This is a genomic window from Leifsonia sp. NPDC058230 (assembly GCF_042882245.1).
Lineage (GTDB): Bacteria > Actinomycetota > Actinomycetes > Actinomycetales > Microbacteriaceae > Leifsonia.
In genome coordinates this window covers 217583-236077 of sequence record NZ_JBHVWM010000003.1, presented here as the reverse complement: position 1 = coordinate 236077, position 18495 = coordinate 217583, and the positions used below count along the sequence as shown (strand labels likewise).

Annotated in this window: 17 protein-coding genes; 7 read left to right on the top strand and 10 right to left on the bottom strand. The window is 68.1% G+C overall.

Annotated elements, in window-relative coordinates:
- Positions 1 to 3: 3 nt before the first annotated feature.
- From ACFVV0_RS10955 to ACFVV0_RS10935, 5 genes are all read right to left on the bottom strand, one after another.
- Positions 4 to 2595, bottom strand: a complete 2592-nt coding sequence (locus ACFVV0_RS10955) for an ATP-binding protein (RefSeq protein ID WP_387062425.1) — start codon at positions 2593 to 2595, stop codon at positions 4 to 6.
- A 98-nt stretch (positions 2596 to 2693) separates the two neighbouring features.
- Complete coding sequence (locus ACFVV0_RS10950; protein WP_387062422.1) at positions 2694 to 3443, bottom strand: SDR family oxidoreductase; 750 nt, start codon at positions 3441 to 3443, stop codon at positions 2694 to 2696.
- A 47-nt stretch (positions 3444 to 3490) separates the two neighbouring features.
- Entirely contained in the window at positions 3491 to 5029 is a 1539-nt protein-coding gene (locus ACFVV0_RS10945; RefSeq protein WP_387062419.1) for a cytochrome bc complex cytochrome b subunit, read from the bottom strand.
- A 53-nt stretch (positions 5030 to 5082) separates the two neighbouring features.
- Positions 5083 to 5982, bottom strand: a complete 900-nt coding sequence (locus ACFVV0_RS10940) for an RNA polymerase sigma-70 factor (protein WP_387062416.1) — start codon at positions 5980 to 5982, stop codon at positions 5083 to 5085.
- A gap of 17 nt (positions 5983 to 5999) precedes the next feature.
- Entirely contained in the window at positions 6000 to 7853 is a 1854-nt protein-coding gene (locus ACFVV0_RS10935) for an FAD-binding monooxygenase (protein ID WP_387063542.1), read from the bottom strand.
- A gap of 82 nt (positions 7854 to 7935) precedes the next feature.
- On the opposite strand from ACFVV0_RS10935, the gene ACFVV0_RS10930 reads away from it, so the two are divergent.
- From ACFVV0_RS10930 to ACFVV0_RS10900, 7 genes are all read left to right on the top strand, one after another.
- Positions 7936 to 9381: a fumarylacetoacetate hydrolase family protein gene (locus tag ACFVV0_RS10930; protein ID WP_387062414.1), complete on the top strand. Its 1446-nt coding sequence runs from the start codon at positions 7936 to 7938 to the stop codon at positions 9379 to 9381.
- Positions 9363 to 10040 (top strand): GntR family transcriptional regulator, encoded by a 678-nt coding sequence (locus ACFVV0_RS10925; RefSeq protein WP_387062411.1) that lies wholly within the window; start codon positions 9363 to 9365, stop codon positions 10038 to 10040. The genes ACFVV0_RS10930 and ACFVV0_RS10925 overlap by 19 nt, the downstream gene beginning before the upstream one ends.
- Positions 10037 to 10981, top strand: coding sequence for a 4-hydroxy-tetrahydrodipicolinate synthase (gene dapA / locus ACFVV0_RS10920; protein ID WP_387062409.1), 945 nt, complete (start codon positions 10037 to 10039; stop codon positions 10979 to 10981). Before ACFVV0_RS10925 ends, dapA begins: the two co-directional genes overlap by 4 nt.
- A 1-nt stretch (position 10982) precedes the next feature.
- Positions 10983 to 12479, top strand: coding sequence for a 5-carboxymethyl-2-hydroxymuconate semialdehyde dehydrogenase (hpaE, locus tag ACFVV0_RS10915; protein WP_387062406.1), 1497 nt, complete (start codon positions 10983 to 10985; stop codon positions 12477 to 12479).
- Positions 12476 to 13552 carry a 3,4-dihydroxyphenylacetate 2,3-dioxygenase gene (hpaD, locus tag ACFVV0_RS10910; protein ID WP_387062402.1) on the top strand — a complete coding sequence of 359 codons (1077 nt, stop codon included), beginning with the start codon at positions 12476 to 12478 and terminating at the stop codon, positions 13550 to 13552. The genes hpaE and hpaD overlap by 4 nt, the downstream gene beginning before the upstream one ends.
- Before the next feature lie 212 nt (positions 13553 to 13764).
- Positions 13765 to 14379, top strand: a complete 615-nt coding sequence (locus ACFVV0_RS10905) for a hypothetical protein (protein ID WP_387062399.1) — start codon at positions 13765 to 13767, stop codon at positions 14377 to 14379.
- A complete protein-coding gene (locus ACFVV0_RS10900) occupies positions 14376 to 15164 on the top strand; it encodes a PspA/IM30 family protein (protein ID WP_387062396.1) in 789 nt (262 codons plus the stop codon). Before ACFVV0_RS10905 ends, ACFVV0_RS10900 begins: the two co-directional genes overlap by 4 nt.
- Positions 15165 to 15185: 21 nt before the next feature.
- Here ACFVV0_RS10900 and ACFVV0_RS10895 read toward each other — a convergent pair whose 3' ends face one another.
- The 5 genes from ACFVV0_RS10895 to ACFVV0_RS10875 all read right to left on the bottom strand — a co-directional run bounded on the left by ACFVV0_RS10895 (position 15186) and on the right by ACFVV0_RS10875 (position 18459).
- Positions 15186 to 15578 carry a DUF4440 domain-containing protein gene (locus tag ACFVV0_RS10895; protein WP_387062393.1) on the bottom strand — a complete coding sequence of 131 codons (393 nt, stop codon included), beginning with the start codon at positions 15576 to 15578 and terminating at the stop codon, positions 15186 to 15188.
- On the bottom strand, positions 15575 to 15997 hold the full coding sequence (locus tag ACFVV0_RS10890; protein ID WP_387062390.1) for a nuclear transport factor 2 family protein: 423 nt from the start codon (positions 15995 to 15997) through the stop codon (positions 15575 to 15577). Before ACFVV0_RS10890 ends, ACFVV0_RS10895 begins: the two co-directional genes overlap by 4 nt.
- Positions 15994 to 16347 carry an antibiotic biosynthesis monooxygenase family protein gene (locus ACFVV0_RS10885; RefSeq protein ID WP_387062388.1) on the bottom strand — a complete coding sequence of 118 codons (354 nt, stop codon included), beginning with the start codon at positions 16345 to 16347 and terminating at the stop codon, positions 15994 to 15996. Before ACFVV0_RS10885 ends, ACFVV0_RS10890 begins: the two co-directional genes overlap by 4 nt.
- Positions 16348 to 16410: 63 nt before the next feature.
- The gene (locus tag ACFVV0_RS10880; RefSeq protein WP_387062386.1) at positions 16411 to 17559 is read right to left on the bottom strand and encodes an FAD-dependent oxidoreductase; all 1149 of its coding nucleotides are present in this window, start codon (positions 17557 to 17559) and stop codon (positions 16411 to 16413) included.
- Positions 17560 to 17607: 48 nt separating this feature from the next.
- Entirely contained in the window at positions 17608 to 18459 is an 852-nt protein-coding gene (locus ACFVV0_RS10875) for an NAD(P)-dependent oxidoreductase (RefSeq protein ID WP_387062384.1), read from the bottom strand.
- Between the last annotated feature and the right edge of the window lie 36 nt (positions 18460 to 18495).

The window sequence follows — 18495 nt, the reverse complement described above, 5'->3', positions numbered from 1 at the left end:
CCGTCACACCCGCGTGTCCGGTGCGGTTCCGCGTGCCAGGTCCAGCGCGCTTCGCCGCGACATCTCGCGTCCCCGCTCGCGTGCCGCCTCGAAGTCGGCGGCCCTCTCTGAGGCGAGCATCCGTTCGATGAAGGGCTGGAAGGTGATGTACGAACGCTGTTCGATCATCCCGGTGCGTTTCCGTGCGGTCTCCGCGGCACCGAGGAGGACACCGGCGCGGTCGGCATCGCCGAGGAGGGCTGCGCAGGCGGCCAGTCCCTCGAACGCGTAGCCGACGCCGTCCTCGTTCCCGATCTGCAGCGAGAGTTCCAGGTGGCGCGCGAACAGCTCAGGGCACGCCTCACCGAGCGCGAGCCGCGCCCATCCGGCGTTGGTGAGCGCGATGCTCTCGACGAAGCGGTCGCCGATGCGGATCGCATCCTCGAGCACGGCGTCGAAGATCGCGAGGGCGTCTGCCGCCCGCCCGCGGAACAGCTCGACGCTGCCGAGCGAGCCGCGGAAGAGACCCTGAAAGGTCGGGCGATCGTGCACGAGTTCGATCGCACGCCGCTGGGACTCCTCGGCGCGGTCGAGCTCGGGCGGGGACGCCGCTGTGCAGGCGATGCAGAGAACGGTGAGCGCGCAGGCTTCACCGAAGTCGTCGCCCGCGTCGTGGAACAGGGCCACGCTCTCCTCGATCGGCCTCGGATCGGCGACGGTTCCCGGTTGCGACAGTGCGACCCAGGACGAGAAGGCGAGGGCGATCGCGCGGGAGCGGTCCGCCAAAGGCACCCCCGCAGCGAGGATGCCCTCCGCCCAGGCCCTCGCCTCGGGAAGGAGGTCGCGAATCCACCAGTAGAGGAGCAGACGCCACACGGCGTCGGCGACGACGTCCACCTCGCCGATCGAGATCAGGTGACGGAAACCGGCTCGCAGGTTCTGACGCTCCGCCTCGAGCCGCCGGAGAGCGGCCAGCTGCGTGGCCCCGACCAGCAGAGGCTCGGCGTCCATGGCGAGGGTGACGTAGTAGTCGGCGTGTCTGCGGCGGGCCGCCGTCGCATCCGGACCCTGCTCGAATCGTGCGGTCGCGATCTCGCGCACAGGGGCGAGCATCGAGAACAAGGGCAGGCCGTCGGCGTCGTGCTGGCGCACGAGGCTTCCGTCGACGAGTTCGAGCAGCGTACCCAGCAGGTCCGCGGCCCACGGGGCGTCCGCAGCCACCGCCTCGACCGCATCGAGGCTGCAGTCGCCGGCGAACACGCCGAGGCGAGTGAACAGGGCGCGCGCGTCGGGGCTGAGCAGATCGATGCTCCACTCGACCGTCGACTCGATCGTCCGCTGGCGTTCCGGCACATCCCGGGCGGCCGTCACCAGCAGGGGCAGCACACGATCGAGCTTCGCGAGCATGGTGGCGGGGGTGAGTGCCCGGATGCGCGCCGCCGCGAGCTCGATGGCCAGCGGCACACCCTCCAGCGCCTGGCAGATGCGCGCCACGTCCTCGGCGTTGCCGGTCGTCACGTCGAATCGCGGGTCGGCTGCGCGCGCACGGTCTCGGAACAATTGCACCGATGGCGCGTCGAGAACCTCTTCCAGGGATGCCCTGGCCGGATCCGTGGGCACACTCAGCGGCTCGACATCGAAGACGTGCTCCCCGCGCACCCGCAACCGCGCCCGGCTGGTCACGAGGAGAGTCGCGCCGGGCAGCTCGGTGAGAAGCGACACAACGAGCGGGGCGGCGGCGATGACCTGCTCGAAGTTGTCCAGCACGATCAGGTCGCGGCGGCCGGAGCGCGCGATCCCGAGCAGGTCCAGCAGTGAGCGGTCGCCGCCCTCGCGCACGCCGAGCTCGCGCGCGATCGCCGGCAGCACATCGTGGGCGGCGCGAACGTGCTCCAGCGCCACGAACGTCACCCGGTCGAAACGGTCGCCGGCCAACTGGGCGACCTCGATGGCGAGCCGGCTCTTGCCGATTCCGCCGGGACCGGCGAGCGTGACCAGCCGCCGCGCATCCTCGCCGAGCCAGGCGAGTACCGTCGCCACCTCGCGCTCCCGGCCGACGACCTCCGTGTAGGGAGCAGGTAGGCGACCTGACGCCGGGTCCTCTTCAGGACTCGAAACGGTCGGCTGCCGCGACGCGTCGAACCGCTCCGCGAGCAGGGTCGCCAGGTCGGCTTCGATCAGTTCCGCCAGTTCCTCGACGGTCGAGAACGACTTGTACGAGGCCGTGTCGTCGTCCCGGATGCGCATCATCAGTCCGTCGAGTCGTTCGTCGCGCTGAGCCGGCTGCTTCACATAGATGAGCTTCGGCATCTCGCGACGCGCGAGCCGATACTCATCCTCGAGACCCGAGAACTCCTCACCGGGGGCGATCCAGCCGTACTGCTGCCAGTAGACGCCGACGAACACGTCACTCTGCTCGAGGTACGCCCGGTAGAGCTCCCGCGGCGGATGCGGCCGCGCACCGAGCTCGAACATCACGGGCGCGAGCCGCAGCCGCTCGATCGCCCCACGCGCCGCCCGCCGTTCGGGTTCGAGTTCGCGGAGCGTCGAGCTCACGAAGACGCGGAGACGCTGGTCGGGCGTGCGGATGAGCGGCGCGTCGGTGAGACCGCTCACGACGGCCCCTCGATCCTTCGGGTGCATCCGGGTGTGCGCCGCATGCTGCCATTCTCTGGCTCCGGATGGGCGCCGTCCACCCCGAGCAGCGTCCGCGGCTACCTGGCCGAGGCGGACAGCCAATCCTCGAAGGTCGTGTCGGAGCGGATGGCGTCGTCTCCCGGAATGAGCTCGCTGTCGCTCAGCCGCGCCCCGAAGTACGTCGCGTCGGGATCGGCGATCACCTCGCGCGGATCGTCGTGAGCGGCGAGACCGCGGCGGATGAGCTCATCCAGCCGGAATTGCTCCGGTCCGACGATCTCACGCCTGCCGTTGAGGGGCTCACCGACCGAGACGCTCGCGACCGCCGTGGCGACGTCGTCGGCAGCCATCGGCTCGATCTTCACCGGGGCGAGCCGGACGGTGGTGCCGACGGTGGCGGCATCGGCGATCGAATTCACGAACTCGTAGAACTGGGTAGCGTGCACGATCGAGTACGGCACCCCGGATTCTTCGATGAGCCGCTCCTGCGCGACCTTCGCTCGGAAGTATCCACTGTCGGCCAGACGCTCGGTGCCCACCACCGACAGCGCGACGTGGTGGTTCACGCTGGCGGCCTTCTCGGCATCCAGGAGGTTCCGGGTGGAGGTGGTGAAGAAGTCCATCACGGCGTCGGCTTCGAAGGACGGGGAGTTGGAGACGTCGAGAACCACGGATGCTCCCGCGAGCGCCTCGGCGAGTCCTTCGCCGGTGAGGGTGTTGACGCCGGACTTCGGCGATGCTGCCACCGCCTCGTGCCCCTGCGCGGTGAGTTTGGCGACGACCTTGGACCCGATGAGTCCGGAGCCGCCGATGACGACGATCTTCATTGTGAGCCTTTCGTTGGTTGCCGGGCATCCGTTGCTCCGGTCACCAGCTATGACCGGACGCGTCGGGCCATTGTGACAGGTGGGCTGAGATCATCTCCGGCCGGAACCGGCCGCTGATCGCCGGTGCCGAGCAGGCGCAGGCGCTCGTCCTCGTCGAGCGGCTGGTGGACCTCGACGTACTCGCCGCCCGGAAGGCGCACGATGCGGCCGGTCTCGTATCCGTGGAGGAGGATCTCGCGGTCCTTCCTCTGCAGTCCGAGGCACACTCGGCGGGTGACCACGAACGCGATGATCGGCCCGATCACCACCGCCACCTGGTAGAACGCGACGACGGCCTCCACTCCGAGGTGGAAGTGGGTCGCCACGAGGTCGGCGCTTCCCGCTCCCCACAGGCCGGCGTAGAAGGTCATCCCCGCGACACCGACACCCGTGCGCGTCGGGGTGTTGCGCGGACGATCGAGCAGATTGTGGTCGCGCGTGTCCCCGGTGATCCTCTCCTCGAGAAACGGGTACAGCACGACGGCTGCGAGATACGCACCGACCACGGCGAGCGGCACCACGACGGCGAGCGTCCAGGTGTGACCCAGCCAGACGAACTCCCAGCCCGGCGGAACGAGACGGAGCGCACCGTCGAGGAACCCGGTGTACCAGTCTGGCTGGCTGCCGGCGGATGCATCCCCGCCCGATGACGGTCCGTAAAGCCAGATCGGGCTGACCGTGACGGTCGCCGAGACCAGGAAGAGCAGACCTGTCACGATGAGGAACAGACCGCCGGCGCGGACAGCGGCATTCGGAAGCACCGGCACGCCGACGACGTTCTCCTCGGTTCGCCCCGACGCGGCGAACTGCGCGGGCTTCTGCAGATAGCCGACCCGGATGCGCAGTGCCAGCAGCGCGATCAGGACCACCGGGACGACGACCACGTGCACGGGATAAAGATGTTCGATGATCTCACCGGGGAACTCGCCGCCGAACAACAGCATCGACAGCCACGTCCCGATGACCGGGATGCCGAGGACGATCCCCTCCACGATGCGGAGGCCCGTGCCGGAGAGCATGTCGTCGGGAAGCGCGTAGCCGCTCCATCCCCCAACGAGAGCAGTGATGAGGATCAGGAAGAGCAGCACCCAGCCGAGGCGGCGGGGTCTGCGGAACGCGCCCGTGAAGAACGTCGTCAGCAGCTGGAGGATCACGGCGGCAGGAAGCAGGAGAGCGGCCCAGTGATGCGCCTGCCGAAGGAGGAGCCCCCCTCGCACGTCGAACGAGATCGCCAAGGTCGACTGCATCGCCTTCGACATCGTGGCTCCGTCGAGCGGGGTGTACGCGCCGTGGTATCCGACCGGCGTGCTCGACGGTGAGTAGAAGAACATCAGGAAGACGCCGGTGACGACGATGACCGCGATGCAGGCGAGGGAGACGACGCCGAACAGGTTCGACCAGTGCAGTGGCACCCGCCGGTGTTCGAGCTCGGCGGCCAGAGTCGCCACCTTCCGGCCCGCCGCGGTTCTGCCGAGCCGCCGTGCCGCCCGGTCGGTCAACGACGTCGCTGCGCCGCTGCCGCTGGATTGCCCCCGAACCTTTCGCACGATGTCCTCCTGTCTCACTCACTAAGACCGGATTCGAGGCGAATTTGTGACAGTCAGCCCGCGATCAGAGGGACGCGCGTGAGCTTTTCGGGGTTCATGACCCACAGCACCTGGTCGATTCCCTGCGCGGTGAAGGTGACGGTCGCCACGGCGAGCACCGCGCCGTCGCGCACCAGAGAGATCGCCGGCAGACCATTGAGCTCGATGGGCCGCAGGGCGACGCCCACCCAGAACCGGTTCGCGAACGCGTGGTAATACTTGGCGACGGTCGTCCGTCCGTGTACGGGGATGCGCGAAGCGCGCGCCAGGCCTCCGCCATCGGAGTAGCTGACGACGTCGGCCGCGAAAACGTCCTCCAGCCGGCCGACGTCCCCGGATCTCGCGGCTGCGACGAAAGCGTCGAGCACCCGGCGCTGCTCGATCGGGTCGACGGCTCCGACGGGGCGCTCGGCTGCCAGATGCTTGCGGGCCCGGCTCACCAGCTGCCGCGCGTTCGCCTCGCCGACCTCGAGGATCTCGGCGATCCGCGGGTACGGGTAGTCGAACGCCTCACGCAGCACGTAGGCCGCGCGTTCCGCCGGGGGGAGCTTCTCCATGAGGAGAAGCACGGCGAATTCGAGTGCTTCTGCGCGCTCAGCGCCGAGGGTCGGGTCGGCGCTCGTGTCGACGGGCTCCGGCAGCCACGGGCCGATGTAGGTCTCGCGCCGCACTCGAGCGGACTGCGCGAAGTTGATCGCGAGCCGCGTCGTCGTCGTGGCGAGGAAGGCGCGCGGCTCCTCCACCGACGATCGATCGGCGCCCTGCCAGCGCAGCCAGGCGTCCTGCACGATGTCCTCCGCGTCGGAGGCGCTGCCGAGCATCCGGTAGGCGATCCCGAACAGCCGCGGCCTCACTTGGAGGAACACCTCGGCAGCATCGTCGAGATCGGTTCCCCGCGACGGCTGACCAGGCATGCATCGATGCTACCGAGCTATGCGGACCGCGACAGTCGCCGGAAGAACTCCGCCAGGCCGCTCGTGTCCGCCAGTGGAAGCACGTTCGCCACATACTGGTCCGGACGGACGACGACGATCGCGCCCGCACGGCTCACACCCCGCGCCTCGAAGATGTCATCGCGAGGGTCGGCCGCGTAGACCTTCTCGTAGTCGCGTAGCCGGAACGGACCGGTCTCGGGCCAGAAGACGAGCGGAACCGACGGGATGTCGATGTCGTTGTGCGGCTCCTGATAGACGACCTTGACGTCGAACCACGCGTCGAAATCGACCCCGTCCGGCACCGCTTTCAGCGGCGACGCGGGGTCTGAGCCGAGCCACTCTGCGAGACGCGCGGCCTCACCGTCGACGTCGGCGAAGACGTAGATGCGCCAACGACCGTCCGCGCGCGCATGATGACCGAGCTGGACCGGAATCCCGTCGCACACCCGCATGACGGGCGCCGATCGGAAGCGCTTGCCGATGCCGAATCCCGTCGCGAGCTGCTGGTGCGTCGCTTCGGCCGTGATCATCGACGGGGCGTACTCGGTCATGAACCCGGCGGGGAACTCGGCGGTGCGCACGTAGAACTCCTCGAGCTCGGAGGGGTCGGCCAGGTCCTCCGGTCTGGTGGCCATCAGGGTCGACCACTTCCTGTCGAAGTCGATGAGGTTCTTTGCCACGACCTGCCGCTCGGCCGAGTACGTCGCGAGCAGCTCCTCCGGAGACCGGCCCTCGAGCACGTGTCCGAGCTTCCAGCCGAGGTTGAAGCCGTCTTGAAGGGAGACGTTCATGCCCTGTCCCGCCTTCGCGCTGTGGGTGTGGCACGCATCCCCAGCGATGAAGACCCGCGGTGTGCGGGAGCCGCCGTCGTCGACCACCACGTCGTCGAAGCGGTCCGTGAGCCGGTGACCGACCTCGTACACGCTGTGCCACGCGACGTTCTTCACGTCCAGCCGATAGGGGTTGAGGATCTCGCGTGCCTTGGCGATGATCTCCTCGATCGTCGTCGCCCGCACCGCGCCGCTGTCGTGGGGGTCCACCTCGCCGAGGTCGACGTACATCCGGAAAAGATGTCCGCCCTCGCGCGGAATGAGCAGGATGTTGCCCGCCTCCGACTGGATCGAGCACTTCGTGCGGATGTCCGGGAAGTCGGTGACGGCCAGGGTGTCCATGACCCCCCAGGCGTGGTTGGCCCGATCGCCTGCCATGGTGCAGCCGATCGAATCCCTGACTCGGCTGTGGGCACCGTCTGCGCCCAGAACGTATCGGGCGCGGACCGTGCGTTCCTCGTCACCGTGCTTCAGCCAGACGACGACCGGATGCTCGCCCGCCTCCTCGATCTCGAGGTCGGTGAACTCGTAGCCGTAGTCGGGCCGGAGCCGCGCCGGCCCGTCGGCCATGTATTCGGCGAAGTAGTCGAGCACCCGGGCCTGGTTCACGATGAGATGCGGGAACTCGCTGATCCCGGTCGGATCATCGACGGCCACCGAAGCCCGATGGATGCGACTGACGTCGGCGGGGTCGGGCTTCCAGAACGCCATCTCCGTGATGCGGTACGCCTCCTGGGTGATGCGCTCCGCGAATCCGAAGGCCTGGAACGTCTCCACGCTGCGCGCTTGGATCCCGTCGGCCTGGCCGATGACGAGGCGCCCCTCCCGTCGCTCGATGATCCGGGTGCTGATGCCGGGGAACTGGGACAGCTGGGCGGCCGCGATCATGCCGGCCGGCCCGGTTCCCACGATGAGCACGTCGACCTCGTCCGGAAGCTCCTCCGGACGGTGGACACCGAGACCGGCCGCGGGCTGGATTCGCGGGTCTCCGGATACATAACCGTGGTCGTGGAACTGCACGAGTGTCCTCACATCTTTGTGGCCTTGACGACTGTGGCTGATTGTATATCATTTCAGATACGCACCGCGAGACGAGGAAGTCATGGCAGGTTTGGCCCCGGGCAAGATCATCGCTCTCCACCTGAACTACCCGTCGCGCATCGCACAACGGGGTCGCACGCCGGCCCAGCCCTCCTACTTCCTGAAGCCCGGCACGTCCGTCGCCGCCTCCGGCGCTCCGCTCGAACAGCCGGCGGGCACCGAGCTCCTCGCGTTCGAGGGCGAGATCGCGATCGTCATCGGGCGCGAAGCACGCCGGGTACCCCCTGCGGACGGCTGGTCCTACGTGAGCCACGTGACCGCTGCGAACGACTTCGGTCTCTACGACCTGCGGTCGGCCGACAAGGGCTCCAACCTCCGGTCGAAGGGGGGAGACGGATTCACGCCCCTCGGCCCCGACCTCATCCCGGCCGCCGGCCTCGACCCGTCGGCCCTCCGGGTGCGGACGTGGGTCAACGGTGAACTCGTGCAGGACGACACCACGGCTGAACTGGTCTTCCCGTTCGGCCGGCTGGTCGCAGACCTCTCGCAGTTGATCACACTCGAACCCGGCGACGTGATCCTCACCGGCACACCCGCCGGCTCTTCCGTGGTGGGCCCCGGCGATATCGTCGAAGTCGAGGTCGATGCGCCGACGGCACCGGGCGCGCCCAGCTCCGGACGCCTCGTGACGCCGATCGTGCAGGGCACGGTCGCGTTCGGCGACTTCGGCGCGACGCCCGCGGTCGACGATTTACAGCGTGCTGAAGCCTGGGGATCGCGGGAGGCGGCCGGACTCGCGCCGCGCGCCGACATCCTCACCGAAGACCTCAAGGCGCGAATCGGTTCCGTGGGCACCGCGACGTTGAGTGCCCAGTTGCGCAAGCACGGGTACAACAATGTGTCGATCGACGGCCTGCAGTCGACGCGACCGGGCACCCGCTTGCTCGGCGTCGCCCGCACCCTGCGATTCATCCCCAACCGCGAGGACCTCTTCGAGTCCCACGGGGGCGGATACAACGCGCAGAAGCGCGCGTTCGACACCCTCGGCGTCGACGAGGTGCTCGTCATCGAGGCACGCGGTGAAACCGGCACGGGCACGGTGGGCGACATCCTCGCGCTGCGCGCTCAGGTGCGCGGTGCTGCGGGAATCGTGACCGACGGTGGCGTGCGCGACGTGGTGGCCGTCGCCGCTCTCGACATCCCGACGTACTACGCCAACGCGCATCCGGCGGTGCTCGGCCGCCGGCATGTGCCGTGGGACACGGACCTGACGATCGCGTGCGGCGGCGCCGCGGTTCAGGTGGGCGACATCATCGTGGGCGATGCCGACGGTCTGCTCGTCATCCCGCCGGGCCTCGTCGAGTCCGTGGTCGATGGCGCGATCGAGCAGGAGCGCCAGGAGACCTTCATAGCGGAGATGGTCGCGGCCGGGGAGAGCGTCGACGGGCTGTACCCGCTCGCAGGCGAGTGGAAGGACCGGTACGCCGCGTGGTCTCCGAAGAAGTGACCGTCAGCAAATCGCAGCTGGCCTACGACTGGCTCAAAGCGCGCATCAGCGATGGCACCTTCGTGCCCGGATACCGTCTCGTGCTGGGTCAGATCGCGAAGGAGCTCGGCGTGAGCGTCGTTCCCGTCCGCGAGGCGATCCGTCTGCTCGAGGCGGAGGGACTCGTCACGTTCGAACGCAACATCGGTGCGCAGGTCGCCCTCATCGAGGAGACCGAGTACCTGCACACCATGCAGACCCTCGCCGTCGTCGAAGGCGTCGCGACCGCGCTCTCGGCTCCGTTCATCACACCGGACGACATCGCACGGGCGCGAGCGATCAACGCGGAGATGATCGCCTGCCTCGACCATTTCGACCCTCCGCGTTTCACACAGCTCAACCTCGACTTCCACTCCGTGCTGTTCGAGCACTGCCCCAACCCCCACCTCCTCGATCTCGTGCACCGTGGGTGGAACCGGATGAAGGTGCTGCGCGACTCGACGTTCAGCTTCGTGCCCGGCCGGGCCCGCGAATCCGTCGCCGAACACGAGGCGCTGCTCCGCCTGATCGAAGCCGACGCGGGCGAGCTCGAGATCGAGCTGGCCGCGCGCTCGCACCGAACTGCGACCCTCGACGCCTTCCTCGCCTACCAGTCCGAGAAGAAAGCAGGACGAGTATGAGATTCCGTTCCGACCCGCGCCTGATCGCGGGCTCCATCGCTCCGCTCATGACACCGTTTCTGCCGACGGGCGAGGTCGATCACGAGAGCCTCACGAACCTGGTGCACTGGCAGCTCGCGAACGGCACGCACGGGATCTCGCTCGGCGGATCCACGGGCGAGCCGAGTTCCCAGTCCATCCAGGAACGCGCAGCCGCGATCCGCACGGTCGCGACGGCGATCGACGACCGGGTCCCGTTCATGCCCGGGACCGGCACGGAGAAGCTCGACGAGACGCTCGAGCTGACGTCGGCCGCGAAGGAGGCCGGCGCCGACGCCGTGCTGATCATCACGCCGTACTACGCACGCCCCACGCAGGAGGCGCTCTACGTCTGGTACCGGACCGTGGCACGCGAGTTCCCCGATCTGCCCATCGTCGCGTACAACGTGCCGAGCCGCACGGCGGTGGACATCGCGCCGGAGACGGTTGCGCGCCTCTTCCGCGACGTCGACAACTTCGTCGGCATCAAGGAGACCACGAAGGACTTCGAGCACTTCTCGCGAGTACTCCAGCAGTGCGGCGACGAGCTGCTCGTCTGGAGCGGGATCGAACTGCTGTGCCTCCCCCTGCTCGCGCTCGGGGGTATCGGATTCATCAGCGCGACGTCGAACATCGCGCCGCGCGCGCACGCCGACCTGTACGAGGCGTGGGTGGCGGGCGACATCGACCGGGCCCGCGCCATCCACTTCGGACTCCACCCGCTCGTCGACCTGCTGTTCGTCGAGACCAACCCGGCGCCCGGCAAGTGGGTGCTGGAACAGCGTGGGCTCGTGACGTCGGGCTTCGTCCGGCCGCCGCTGATCACCCCAACCGACGGCGGTATCGCGAAGATCCGGGCGCACCTGGCCGAGGGCGAGCAGTGGCTCAGCCCGGTCGGCGACTTCACCATGAGAGCCGCCTGACATGGCCGCCCACACCCCCGTCGATCTCCCGTCCCGCCTCCAGCACTATATCGGCGGCGCGTTCGTTGACAGCATCTCAGGCGCGACCTTCGACGTGCTCGAGCCCGCGGGAAACACGGTCTACGCGACCGCCGCCGCCGGGCAGAAGGAGGACATCGACCGCGCCGTCGCTGCGGCGACCGAGGCCTTCGTCCACGGACCGTGGCCGCGCATGGTGCCCCGCGCCCGCTCGCGGGTGCTCAACAGAGTCGCCGACCTCGTCGAGGCCCAGGACGCCCGTCTCGCCGAACTCGAGACCTACGACACCGGCCTTCCGATCACCCAGGCCCTGGGCCAGGCTCAGCGCGCCGCGGAGAATTTCCGCTTCTTCGCGGGTCTCATCGTCGCGCAGGCCGACGACACCTACAAGGTTCCCGGTCGGCAGGTGAACTACGTCAACCGCAAGCCGGTGGGCGTCGCCGGCTTGATCACACCGTGGAACACGCCGTTCATGCTCGAGAGCTGGAAGCTGGCGCCCGCACTCGCATCCGGATGCACGGTCGTGCTCAAACCCGCCGAGTTCACACCGTTGTCCGCCAGCCTGTGGGCCCAGATCTTCCGGGAGGCCGGCGTCCCCGACGGCGTCTTCAACCTCGTCAACGGGCTCGGCGAGGAGGCGGGGGATGCTCTGGTCAAGCACCCGGGCGCCCCGCTCATCTCGTTCACCGGCGAGACCACGACGGGTCAGACCATCTTCCGCAACTGCGCGACGAACCTCAAAGGCATGTCGATGGAGCTGGGCGGCAAATCGCCCGCCGTTGTCTTCGCCGACGCAGACCTCGACGCCGCCATCGACTCCACACTGTTCGGGGTGTTCTCCCTCAACGGCGAGCGCTGCACCGCCGGCTCCCGCATCCTCGTCGAGCGTCCGATTTACGACGAGTTCATCGAGCGCTACGCCGCGCGTGCGAGGAACATCGTCGTCGGAGACCCGAACGACCCGAAGACCGAGGTCGGCGCCCTCGTGCACCCGGAGCATTTCGCGAAGGTGATGAGCTACATCGAGCTCGGCAGGACCGAGGGTCGTCTCCTGGCGGGTGGCGGCCGTCCCCCGGCTTTTCCCGACGGCAACTACGTGCAGCCCACCGTGTTCGTGGACGTGCCACCGGATGCGCGCATCTTCCAGGAGGAGATCTTCGGTCCCGTCGTGGCCATCACCCCGTTCGACACCGACGAGGAAGCCCTCGAACTCGCCAACGGCGTCAAATACGGGCTCGCGGCCTACATCTGGACCTCGAACCTCGAGCGGGCGCACACGTTCGCACACGCTGTGGAATCGGGCATGGTCTGGCTGAACTCGCACAACGTCCGAGACCTGCGCACGCCTTTCGGCGGAGTCAAGGCCTCGGGCCTCGGCCACGAGGGCGGCTATCGCTCCATCGACTTCTACACCGACCAGCAGGCCGTCCACATCAGCCTGGGCGCCGTGCACACCGCGCGATTCGGAGCAGCATCATGAGCCTTCCTCCCATCCCCACCCCCTCGGTGACTCCGCCCGACATCGTGCGCAGCGCCTACATGGATGTCGTGGTCACCGACCTGGCGGCATCGCGCGCCTTCTACGTCGACGTGCTGGGCCTCGTCGTCACCGAGGAGAGCGACACCGAGATCTACCTGCGCACCTTCGAGGAGTTCATCCACCACAACCTCGTGCTGCGGCAGGGGCCGGTCGCGGCGGTCGCGGCACTCGCCTACCGCGTCCGGACGCCGGAGGACGTCGATCGCGCCCAGGCGTACTACGAGGCGATGGGGTGCCGCACGGAACGGCGTGAGAGCGGGTTCGTGCGCGGAGTCGGCGACACCGTGCGCGTTGAGGATCCGCTCGGCTTCCCCTACGAGTTCTTCCACCGGGTGGATCACGTCGAACGTCTCGCCTGGCGCTACGACCTCCACAACCCCGGCGCGCTCGTGCGACTCGACCATTTCAACCAGGTGACCCCCGACGTCCCCCGCGGACTGGCGTACCTGGAGGCTCTCGGCTTCCGCGTGACGGAGGACATCGAGGACGAGGACGGCATCGTCTACGCCGTGTGGATGCGCCGCAAGGACACCGTGCACGACACCGCCCTCACCGGCGGGAACGGCCCGCGCGTGCACCACCTCGCGTTCGCGACCCACGAGCAGCACAACATCATCCACATCTGCGACAAGCTCGGCGCGCTCCGGATGTCCGATCGAATCGAACGCGGACCCGGCCGTCACGGCGTCTCGAACGCGTTCTACTTGTACATCCTCGATCCCGACGGACACCGGGTCGAGATCTACACGCAGGACTATTACACGGGCGACCCCGACAACCCCGTGGTCCGGTGGGACGTGCACGACAACCAGCGCAGAGACTGGTGGGGCAACCCGGTGGTGCCGAGCTGGTACACCGAAGCCTCCCCCGTGCTCGACCTGGGCGGCAACGTGCGGGAGATCGAGCTGCGCGAGGAGCCGACCGAACAGGCGGTCACGGTCGGCGCGGACGGCTTCTCCTACACCCGCGAGGGCGACAGGGAGCAGGGCTTCAAGCTCGGGAACACCCTGTAGCCCGGACGGGCGCGGAGCGGGCGTGCCAACCTGAACGTCCGCCGCATGCTTTTTCCGCGCAATGGGCGTACCTTGGCCGAAACGCGATACATCGCGTTACCCGGTGCACACCACGAGCCGACCGACGAAAGCGGACAGATGGACGTGAACAAGGCGTACTGCTCCCCGACCGAACACGCCCGACACCGGGCACGACCGCGAGGAGGACGACGATGAGCGTTCTCGCCGGAGTACTGATCGGACTTCTGGTCATCGCGCTGCTAGGGATCCTCACGGGCGTTCTCATCGTGCGTGCGATCTACAAGCGCATCCGACGCAACCGAGGCGTGAACAGAGCCGTGCTGCGCACCCGCGCCACCTTCGCCTGGGGGCCGCAGCAGCAGGTGCTCAGGCTCCGGATGCGCCTCAACGACTCGCTCGACAGCGGCAGGTCCGCGGTCGACCTGTCCCTGCGCAGCGCCGGCCCGCGGGGCGAACTCGTTCGGCTGTTCCGCCGCGTCCAGGAGGAGGGCGCGACGCTCGAAACGCAGCTGCGGCTCATGGAGAGCGAGACCGACACGACCGTTCTCACCGCGGAACTCCCCACCGTCCGCGACCGGGTCGAGCAGGTTGAAGCGCTGGTGCGCCGGCTCCGCGCGGCCGTCGCATCCGGAATCGGGGCACTCAGCGACGACACCCTGGCCGCACTGCGATCCGACGTCGATCGCGAGGTCGCCGCCCTGCACGCCGGAGTGCAGGAGCTTCACACACTCAACTCCTACGACGGCCTGCCCGAGCCTCGCCGCCAGCCATCCACCAACCGCATCTCCAGGGGGAACGAATCGTGAGCAACAGCAACAGCAACGGCAGCAGCAACACGGCACGGATGCGCGACCTCTTCCGCATCAAGACCTCGCGCGCGCTCGACCGGATGGAAGACCCGCGCGACGCACTCGACGACAGCTACGACCAGCAGGTCCGGATGCTGCAGCAGGTGCGCCAGGGACTGGCCGAGGTCGCGACCGCGAGAAAGCGGATCGAGCTGCAGGGCCAGGAGATGGGAGCGCGCTATCAGCGTCTCGCGCAGCAGGCTCAGGAGGCGCTGAACCAGGATCGCGAGGACCTCGCCCGCACAGCACTGGAGCGCCGCTCGCTCCTCGAAGGCCAGGTCGCCGCGCTCCGCGAGCAGCACGCGGCACTGCAGAAGCAGCAGTCGCAGTTGCAGGAGAACGAACGGCGTCTCGCCGAGCGCATCGAGGCCTTCCGCGTCGAGAAGGAGACGATGAAGGCGACGTACACCGCGTCGCAGGCGCAGGCCAGAGCGAATGAGGTGGCGGCCGGGATCAGCACTCAGATGAACGCGGCGGGGGCCAGTCTCGACCGGGCGAAAGACAAGATCGCCCAGATGCAGGCCCGAGCGGCCGCCACGGAGGAGCTGCTCGCGAGCGGGGCGCTCAACGACCTGACCGCCCCGGCCGATTCGGACCTCGAACGGCAGCTGGCGGCAGGAGCGACCAGAGCGGACATCGAACGTCAACTGCAGTCGATGAAGGATGCCGGCGGCACGGCGAGCTCCCGGGCCGACGATCCCGACGGCTGGCTGAGCATCGGTCGCGGCCCGGCCGCGCCCTGACCCCATCCCGAAGCCGTCGTATCAGGAGCTCAGGTCGCTCCGGGTCCCCTGGTGGTAGAGCACGATCCACCTCTCGCCCTTGCGTTGCCAGAGCGTTGACCGGCGGGAGAATGCATCGGCCTGGGTGAGCAGATACGTCGCCAGGTAGATCGGATCCGCTAGCTCGTGGACCTCGAACTCGTCGACGGTCCACGCGTCGTCGTCCGGCTCGAGCCCGTTCGCGTAGCGGGAGGAGACGATATCGATCACGAAGCGGCGGCCGTACCGTTTTCCGGATGCGCCGACTTCGAAGAACTCCGGCGCGGCGACGCGATCCACCGCGGCGCGATCGGAACCGGTCGGCAGCCGATGGAAGAGGGGTTCTCGTGCGAGGAGCTGAGCTACGCGGGCGTCGGAACGGTCGAGGAGCTTCATTCCCGCGCGGTCGCGTTCTCGTAGAGGGTCAGGGCCACGTGCTGCGTGTCGAAATACTCGCGGACTTTCGCAATGCGTCCGTACTCGATCACGAAGACTCCGCAGTACGCGTTGTCGTACGCCGATCCTGTCGCGGTTCCGATGCCCGTTACGGTCCACTCGAGCACAGCGACGTCGTTCTCCACCACGAGGTCGCCCAGCTCGAACCGTTGCGTGCCCGCTGAATACAAGCTGCCGGCGCTGATCAGGAACTTCATGATCGCGCTCCGACCGCGGTATTCACCGGAGAGCGGCAGCGTGCCATGAATCGTCCACGTGGCATCCTCCGCGAAACTGTCGGCGATCGTCGGCAGATCGCCCGAGAGGAGGGCGTCGAGGTAGCGCTGCATGGTCGTACGCGTGTTGGTCGAGTTCGTCATTTCGTTTCCTCCGCCGTATGAGGGTCTGCCATGAAGTCGTAGCGCCGCTCCACCCGGCACACCTCGATCTCGTAGCGCGAGTACCACCGTTCTCGCCCCAGCTTCTGCGCCTCTCGGTGCTCGTCGTGCCGATACCAGGATCGGATGGACTCCTCGTCGCGGTAGTAGAAGATCGAGACTTCTCGGCCCTCGCCGCCGGACATCGAAGCGTTGCCGAGATAGCCGGGCTGCGCCGCTCCCAGCTCAGCCATCCGGCGCGCCATCGCCGCATAGCCTTCGTCATCGCCCGACGACTCCGTCGTGATGATGACGGCGTAATAGGGCGTGTCTATCGCCTGGTGCGCGAACATGATCCGATTTTGGCTGATTGACAGGATCCTGTCAATCCGGCTAATCGATTATGTACCCCCGCTTCAGTTGCGCGCCGGAAGCGAGAATCGCGACGGCCGCCAGCGGGAGATGTCGATCTCGCTGGTGCCGTCGGCGCCCAGTTCGGCGAGGATTCGGCCGATGACCGGTGCCATCTTGAAGCCGCGCCCCGAGAAGCCGGCGGCGACGAAGATCCGGCCGCCGTCGTCGATCGGGCCGATGAGCGGCTGACCGTCCGGGGTGTAGGCGTCGAGGTGCGTTCCGGTCCGGACGACGGTCGGAACCAACCCGGGGATGAGGTCGGCGACGAGCCTCTGGATCGCGTCGATCTCGTGTCGAGGCACGATGGAGCGCTCCAGGATGTCGGGGTCGGCGAATCGGGATCGGGGCCCGGCGAAGCCCACACGGGCCGTACTCGACCAGAGACTCGGAAGGCCGTAGATCACCACGCCGTCGATGTCCCGGGTGAAGGTCGGGTAACGATCCGGCGAGAAGGCCGCGTCGTCCCTCGTGGGGAACCAGGTCAGCAGCAACCGGCCGAGGTCGCCGCCGGGTACCAGAGTCCGGGGTAGGAGACGCCAGATCCACGGGCCCGCCGTGACGATCGCGCGCCGCACCCGCCAGGAACCCCCCTCGGACCGGATCACGACATGGTCGTCGTGCGGTTCGAGTTCGGTGATCGCGCATCCCTCGACGATCTCGGCGCCCATCGCGCGCGCCGTCGTGCTGGCAGCGGCGACCGAGATCTCGGGGCGGATGAACCCGGAACGATCGTTCCAGAGCACGACATCGTCCTCGCGGAGAACATGCTGGGGATACCGGTCGTGCATCTCGGAACGGCCGAGGAACCGGGCGTCATCGCCCGCTGCTGCCATGCGTGAGGTGAGCTCCCTGATCACCGGCGAATCCTCGGCGCCGATCGTCAGTCCCCCGGTCAGCGTGAGGAGCGACAGACCGCTTTCCTCCTCGAGCTCACGGTATTCGTTCTCCGCGTGCGTCATGATCTCGCGCACGTCGTCTTCGAGATAGTTCGCCCGAAACTGCCGGGCCTCGCCGACGCCGGCGCCGAGTTCGTGACCGACCCGGAACTGTTCGAAGCCGATCGCGGGGATCCCCCGCCGCGCCAGCTGCCAGAGCGCCATGCTCCCCATCGTCCCCACACCGACGACGCCGACCTGTGCATCCAGTTCCATCACGGTTCCCTTCCTTCGATGAAGCGCGAGCCCTGCCGCCGACGCAACTCAGCTGGCGGCGGTTCGCGCCGCGATGACGGAGAAGTCGTCGTCACCGTGGCCCGCGTCGCGTGCCGCCGTCAATGCTGCGTATGCGGCGACGAGTGCGGGGAGTGGACGGTCGACCGCGCCCAGCATCAAGCCGATGTCCTTGACCAGCAGATCCGTGGAGAACTGTGTCGCGCCGAAACCCCTCGAACGAATCGTCTGGCCCTTCATCCCGGCGATCATGCCGAGACCGGTCCCGGTCAGCGTCGTCAGTACCTCCTCCGTACTCAGCCCGGAGGCGTGCCCCAGGTCGAGGGCTTCGACGAGGCCCTGCATCGAGACAGCGAGCGCGAGGTTGGCGACCAGCTTGCCGGCCGCGGCCTTCCCGGGTGCGTCGAACTGCCAGAGGCGCGACGGGTCAGCCCAGAGCGAGACGATCGGGAGCACGACCTCTCGGTTCTCCGGGTCGCCGCCGACGAGCACCCCTAGCGAGCGGTTCGCCGCTGGTGCGAGCGAACCGATGACCGGCGAGTGGACATAGCGCACACCGGCAGCGCGCGCCCACGCCGCGAACGCACCGGCGTCGTCGGGCGAGACGGTGGTGATGTCGACCCAGACCGTGTCCGGGCCGAACGGCAGCTCGCCCCCGATCACCACTTCGCGCACGGCGGCGGGACCGAAGAGTGCGGTGACGACCACGTCGGCGCCGGCCACGGCATCCTTCGCCGTTGTCGCGAATCGGGCGCCGGCCTCGACCAGCTCGTCGGCGTTCGACGGAGTGCGGTTCCACACCGTGAGGTCGTGGCCCGCATCGATGATGTGCGTGGCGAGTACCCGGCCCATGCGGCCGAGCCCGAGGAAGGAGACGTTCACGAGATTTCCGTTCGTTGGTGAGTAGTAGCTCAGGAG